Here is a 6000-nt window from a genome sequence, read left to right on the forward strand (position 1 = left end):
CACCCTCACCTGCCGCTATCGATCCGGAACATTACCGGGATCCCGGACCGCTGGAACGGGTTACCGGGGCGTACCTTCGTCACGCGGCGGTATGTCGAAGAAGGAGTTTCCGAGCCGCGCTCAATCTTGGGCGGGGACATACATATCCGGGTAATCCCGCAGCACGATCTGCCCGCGCAGCACCGAAAGATCCAGATCCCAATCGAACTGGTCGAGATACGAACATCGCGCGCTGGACCGGTCGAGATCCGCGTCGGCCTGCTCCCGACTCCACCGGTTGATCCGGCACAACCGAGCGATCACCTCGTGTTCGAGCCCTTTGACCCGGGCCAGCCCGGAATGCTGCACCTGACGGCAGCCCTGGCACACCGCGATCAGCCGCTGCAGGCGCTGAACCGGCCGATCGTCCCGAAACTCGAAAACCCACTTCTCATGGCAATCCGGACGGCTCGAGCGGCCGTTGCGCGTGGACCGCTCCCCGCAGATCTCACACCGATTTCCTGCGGCGGCACACACCGGAATCCGTAACGCGTCCCAAATCTCGCGGTCGACAATTCCCCGGATGTTCGAGTCGTGGGTGGTGGGCGGTAGCAGGTCGGATCGGATGGCGATCCCGTCCTGGGCGTCGCGCCCGGCAAGCGTGTCTACGGCAATATGGTCTCGCGCGTTGAACACCATGCAACGCACAATATATCGAGGCTATGACAGCAATTCCGGTCCGAACCTCCTCAGCCCCGACAACACGGCATTGCCGTCATCGCACCCGGCCCAGCTGTTCGCCGAGCAGCTCCGAGACCGTCTGCCCGAGATCCCGAAGTCTCGGAGACGGGACCACTCGCGTTCGGAAGTCGCGCGGCACGGCGCTGGTCGCCGACATCCGCGTGGGTGTTCACGACTACCGAGAACCCGACCGATCCGACCGGAATGTCATCCGATTCCGCGGGCGGCTCGGAGCCCGGGTGACGCGTCGATCTCGGAAATCAGCGCGTCCAACGAATGCAGTCCGGCTTGAAAAATATTGTGGCTGAACAGATTCGACAACTCCGACAGTCGATCCTCGGCGGCGGTGAACTCGGTCCGCCAGTGCGCGAATGTCGTATCGTCGGCAGTAACCGGGATGAACTCCAGCGTGGCACGGTAGGCCTGCACACCAAAAGGGTTCTGGGTGAACGAGTAACTGTATCGGTGCCGCACATCATCGAATGCCTCCAGCCGCTCGACAATGACCTCTCCGCCGCGAGTGACTATCCGGCGCCGGGTTTCCGCCACCCCATCCTCGCCCACCGGTCCCACCTCCAGGCCGCAGCTCGCGATCGCGGGATGCCAGGACAGATCGCCGAAATCCCGCACGCGTTTCCACACCACATCGACGGGTGCGTTGAAAACAGCTGTTGCGAAAGCCAGGGTCATCGATCGAACCTTTCGTCACGTGCGAGCAGAACGATTCCGCGCTGCCCTGCCGTGCAACCCGGACCGGATGGAATTCACAGCACCACCTCGAGGCGTGGTTCCGAGACCACCGAGCAAGGACCGACAATACAATGCCGAACGCGCATAACAGCACTTGGCGGCCGGGCCAACACGCACGAGCGTCGGCGTAGACCGATGTTCCCCCAACACCTCGCCGCAACTGGTCCGCGGCACCCGACATGGCAGATCAGCTCACGTCATCGAGCGCAGTCGCGACAGGCCGCACGGTCGGGAGACTTGCGTCGCCTAGTGCGCGCAGTACCCGCCCGCGGCGAGGGCGCACAGTGCCCCCCTCGCCAGCGCAGGTACACCCGCGCACACGGCCGCCCTCACCCGAGCCAGTCGGCCAAATCGGGTACGTCGCGCCGCGCAACACCCGTGAACCGCGGCAGACGCTTCTCCAAGAACGACGAGATGCCTTCGACCAGATCGGGACTCGCGGACGCGTGCGGAATGGACTTCCTGTCGAGGGCGAACGCCGCCTCCGGATCGCCGTGCGCCGTCATGGTGACCAGCGCGCGGCGGATCAGCGCGGCCGAGGTCGGCGCGACGTTCACCGCCAGGTCCCGAGCCAGGGCGTAGGCGGCGGGGAGCAGGTCCGCCGATGCGTGGGTGCTGGTGATCAGGCCCGCCGAGAGCGCCTCCCGCGCATCGAAGAGGCGGCCGGTGAGCATCCACTCCTTCGCCTTCGCCAGGCCGACCAACTGGGGCAGGAACCACGTCGAGCCGCCTTCGGGGTACAGGCCGCGGCGGGCGAACACGAAGCCGAAGCGCGTGTCCTCGGCCGCGAGGCGGAAGTCGGCCGCGAGAGTCATGGAGATGCCGACGCCGACCGCCGCGCCCTGGATCGCCACGATCACCGGCTTGTTCGAGTTCACCATCGGGCGCACGACCCGGGTCGAGGGCTCGTCCCAGTCCGGGTCGGTGAAGTCGCCGAGCGATGGCTCCGCGAAATCCATTCCCACACAGAAGTAGTCGCCCGCCGCTGCGAGCAGGATGACCCGGACCTCGTCGTCGAGGTCGGCGGCGGTCAGGGCGGCGCCGAGTTCGTCCGCCATTGCGAGGGTGAAGCCGTTGCGCGCGTGCGGGCGGTTCAGGGTGATCGTCGCGATCGCGTCCGTGACGGCGTAGGTGATCGTCGAGTAGCCGGCCGGATCACCCGTGTGGCCGTCGTGGATGGTCATGGTTCATCTCCCTCGCGTTGAGCAAATGGAACCTGAAGCTTCTCAATGCATCACCGTCAGGTCAACCGCCGGGAGAGTCCGGCCAGGAAGATCGACACACGACTGGATGCACGCTTGCGGACCGAGCCGGCCGGGACCGCCGCTACGGCCGGCAGACCCGTTCGCCGAAAACGCTTTCGATCGTCGGCGGGGCGCGCCCTCAGACCCCGCCCGCGACCCGTTCGCCACCCGGCGGATCGCCGGGAATGGCCCCCATCCGACACGGGTTCCCGTGCGGCGTCGCCGCGCAGTCGGTGGGGCCATTCCCGGCATAGTCGCCGCGCCGACCGCGTAGCGAGCCGCTTTGGACGATGCCGTGACCACCCTTGCCGGACGGCCATCGAGCACGTTGCTCTTCACAGGATGCACGACTGCGGGACCGACCCCAACCTTGCGTTCGATGATCGTTTTCGACTGCGCCACAACCTTTTTCAACAGATTCTGTCAGTGCTCATCGATATCGTTGTGGGACGGAGTCGATTTCGACCGCCGTCGCGCAAGCAGGGGTGAGAGAAATGAAGATCGTCAATGGGGAGCGAGCCGGGATTCCGGGTAGCGAACAGACCGTGCTGGGGTGGCTGCGCAAAGCCACCGGACCATATCGGCTCGACGGAATCGCGATATCCGGATGCTTCGTCCCCGATCAACGTGGCAACCAGGCCGAGGCCGATCTGGTGCTGATTACCCCGCGGCTGTGTGCTGCCATCGAGGTCAAAGGAATTCGCCAGGCGGTCAGCGGCACACTCTTGTGCCCGGCCAATGGGCGCTGGACCATGCCGGGCGTGTGCGACGAACCGGTGCACGTGCGCGGCGGGGATCTCAACCCGCTCGAGCAGGCCCGCGCCTGCACCCTGAACCTCAAAAACCTGGCGGTGAAGTCCGGCATCACCGATACCTTTGTTCCCGGCTTGGTCCTGGTACTGCCACAGCACCGTCAGAACGTCAACCTGGGTCCGAAGAGCCTTCCTCGAGGTATGGATGTACGCATCGGATCCATGAAGGAATTCCGGGCGTGGTTCCGCGCCAACGAACGGCGGAAATCTCCGTGGACCGCGCAGCAGGCGCTCGCGCTGATTCGTGAACTGCACTTCGACAGCGAGATCACCCTCGCCGATCTCGTCGCCGAAGGCTTCGAATCACATGAGCCGTTCGCCGTCCCATCCGGCTCGGCATCGCAACCCGACAGCGCGCGGACTGAAGCGGCCGAGCCTCGCCCGGTCCCACTCGGTCGAACCACGTTGCCCGCCTACACCACTCGGGCCGCCACTACCTCGGCCGTGCGGAGGACCGCACGCGCCTCACGGCCCACTCCACCCGTGGTACCGCCGAGAAGCACCGCGCCCGCACGAAAACCCGCTCGACGCGTCGCGCCCAAAGTCTTCGGCGCTGCCGTCGCACTCGCGCTTCTCACCGGCGGTTGGTGGGTATTCGGGCAGGGCGCCGATCGCGCAGACCCGCGTGAGACGACAACCACGGGCGAAATCACGCAATCGATCACCGATGCGCCGGCGCCGACTCCCACCGCCGGCGCGGAGCAACCACCCGCTGCTCCGCCGGCGCCATCTCCGACGAGGAACTGCTATCCGTTCAACTGCTGATCCGCGGGCTCAGCCGCTACTTTCAGCAGCCCTACTTCTTGCCCTTCAGCTCGTCGATGTCGATCAGGATGTTGTCGCCGCTGCCGGTGACCACGATCGTGGTGCCATCCATCCGGACGCTGGTCGGGGTGACGCCGAAGGGGAGGAGGCCGGCCACGTCCACCAGGGCCAGGGGGCGGAGGGCGCTGAAGCGGGCCGTCGTTTCGAGGTGGTCCACGGGGAGCTTGTGGAGGACGCGGTCGGAGAGGTCGGTCAGGGGGATCTCCACGCCTTCCAGGGTGGCTTCCACGTCTACCAGGCCGAACTTCTCGTTGCCTACCTGGTCTGCCTTCACGACGATTTTGCTGTATTTGCCGGTGGCCGCTTGCAGGAGGACGGGGAAGCCCTGGATGTCCACGTGGGGGTCGGAGCCGAGGTTCGCGGTGTTGCGCATCGTCTCGGACGCGGCCTTCTCGGCGTAGGAGGCGGCGCCGAAATCGGCTGCTACCGCTAGGCCGGCGAAGACTATGAGGACTGCGAGGAGGATGCGCACCCCAACATCATGTCAAGAGATCGGGGGTTGCGAGGGGGCGGTGGCAGGTTGGTGGGGCAATCGTCATTCGCAGGTGAGCTACGGGTGATGTCGTACCGGTGGGGTACTACTTGGGCAATGTCCATCGCGTATGGGTCGGGACTCGGACCACGGTTGTGGGGCGCGACCGTGGGGAGGTGAAGGTTATGGCGTCAGGGGTGGAGCGGGCGCGGGTACTGATTACCGTCAAGACATATCCGGCCGCTTCGGAGGCGGACGGTGAAGTCACCGCGGTCGCGGGAGTGCGACTGGACGCGGGAGCGCCTTCATGGATCCGGCTGTATCCCATGCGGTTTCGGACCGCCGAGGCGTATTCGCGGTTTCAGAAGTACGACATCGTGGAAGTGGATGTTCGAAGGGACAGCGAGCGGGACCCGCGGCCGGAGTCGTATCGGCCGGACGCTCAGTCGCTGACGGTCGTCGGGCACGTGAAAGCGGATGGGCGGCAGTGGGTCAGGCGGCGGGAAGTTCTGGGGCCGCTGATCGGGGCGACCAGTGCGTGTCAGTTGCTTCGGCCGAACTCCCTCGGGCGATCGAGTGGTGAGCACGCGCCGTCGTTCGGGCTCGTCAAGCCGTTCGTCGAGGGCGTGGTGGTCGAGCACGGGTCTCCGTGGGCTTCCCAGCACCTGGCCAAGATCGAGGCGGTCAGTACCCCAAGCCTTTTCGGGGATGAGATCGCATTGATGGAGCCGATGCCCTTTCGGCTCAGCTATCGGTATCGATGTACCGACGCCGCGTGCCGCGGGCATGAACAGCAGTGCCTGGACTGGGATCTCGGGCAGGACGGCCGGGCCTGGATACAGGAGTACGGTCCCGAGGAGGCCGGGCGTCGACTGCGCGAGAAGTGGGAACGCGAGATGTGTGACCCGGGAAGCGATCTCTACTTCTTCATCGGAAATCACGCCGGCCGGCGCAGGCAGTTCGAAGTGCTGGGAACCTGGCATCCGCGGTTGCCGGCGAATGTCAGTCCGGATCAGCTGACACTGCTGTAGCGAACAGTGTCCGGAAACGACGAAACCCCCTGACCGAAGTCAGGGGGTTTCGTGAATGATGTTCCGGCGGTGACCTACTCTCCCACACCCTGTCGAGTGCAGTACCATCGGCGCAGGTGGCCTTAGCTTCCGGGTTCGGAATGGGA

Annotated in this window: 6 protein-coding genes and 1 rRNA gene; 2 read left to right on the forward strand and 5 right to left on the reverse strand. The window is 65.5% G+C overall.

The window, feature by feature from the left end; genetic code table 11:
• Nucleotides 1-120 precede the first annotated feature (120 nt).
• From ACFVBH_RS38050 to ACFVBH_RS38060, 3 genes are all read right to left on the reverse strand, one after another.
• Nucleotides 121-678: a hypothetical protein gene (locus ACFVBH_RS38050; protein WP_379009749.1), complete on the reverse strand. Its 558-nt coding sequence runs from the start codon at nt 676-678 to the stop codon at nt 121-123.
• Nucleotides 679-927: 249 nt separating this feature from the next.
• Nucleotides 928-1410: an SRPBCC family protein gene (locus ACFVBH_RS38055; RefSeq protein ID WP_379009753.1), complete on the reverse strand. Its 483-nt coding sequence runs from the start codon at nt 1408-1410 to the stop codon at nt 928-930.
• A 389-nt stretch (nt 1411-1799) separates the two neighbouring features.
• Nucleotides 1800-2654: an enoyl-CoA hydratase-related protein gene (locus ACFVBH_RS38060; RefSeq protein ID WP_379009757.1), complete on the reverse strand. Its 855-nt coding sequence runs from the start codon at nt 2652-2654 to the stop codon at nt 1800-1802.
• Between the two features lie 554 nt (nt 2655-3208).
• Between ACFVBH_RS38060 and ACFVBH_RS38065 the strand changes: the two genes are divergently transcribed.
• Entirely contained in the window at nt 3209-4291 is a 1083-nt protein-coding gene (locus ACFVBH_RS38065) for a nuclease-related domain-containing protein (RefSeq protein WP_379009764.1), read from the forward strand.
• Between the two features lie 31 nt (nt 4292-4322).
• Here ACFVBH_RS38065 and ACFVBH_RS38070 read toward each other — a convergent pair whose 3' ends face one another.
• A complete protein-coding gene (locus ACFVBH_RS38070; RefSeq protein WP_379009769.1) occupies nt 4323-4823 on the reverse strand; it encodes an LmeA family phospholipid-binding protein in 501 nt (166 codons plus the stop codon).
• 185 nt (nt 4824-5008) lie between these two features.
• Between ACFVBH_RS38070 and ACFVBH_RS38075 the strand changes: the two genes are divergently transcribed.
• A complete protein-coding gene (locus ACFVBH_RS38075; RefSeq protein WP_379009773.1) occupies nt 5009-5854 on the forward strand; it encodes a hypothetical protein in 846 nt (281 codons plus the stop codon).
• A gap of 61 nt (nt 5855-5915) precedes the next feature.
• Here the strand turns inward: ACFVBH_RS38075 and rrf are convergent.
• Nucleotides 5916-6000 (reverse strand): 5S ribosomal RNA (rrf, locus tag ACFVBH_RS38080); the annotation flags it as partial.

Source organism: Nocardia sp. NPDC057668 (assembly GCF_042799795.1).
Taxonomy (GTDB): domain Bacteria; phylum Actinomycetota; class Actinomycetes; order Mycobacteriales; family Mycobacteriaceae; genus Nocardia.

Bases quoted from the DNA above. Each gene is read 5' to 3' on its own strand.
- ACFVBH_RS38065 (WP_379009764.1), top strand. From the start codon at position 3,209: ATGAAGATCGTCAATGGGGAGCGAGCCGGGATTCCGGGTAGCGAACAG.
- ACFVBH_RS38050 (WP_379009749.1), bottom strand. From the start codon at position 678: ATGGTGTTCAACGCGCGAGACCATATTGCCGTAGACACGCTTGCCGGG.
- ACFVBH_RS38055 (WP_379009753.1), bottom strand. From the start codon at position 1,410: ATGACCCTGGCTTTCGCAACAGCTGTTTTCAACGCACCCGTCGATGTG.
- ACFVBH_RS38075 (WP_379009773.1), top strand. From the start codon at position 5,009: ATGGCGTCAGGGGTGGAGCGGGCGCGGGTACTGATTACCGTCAAGACA.
- ACFVBH_RS38060 (WP_379009757.1), bottom strand. From the start codon at position 2,654: ATGACCATCCACGACGGCCACACGGGTGATCCGGCCGGCTACTCGACG.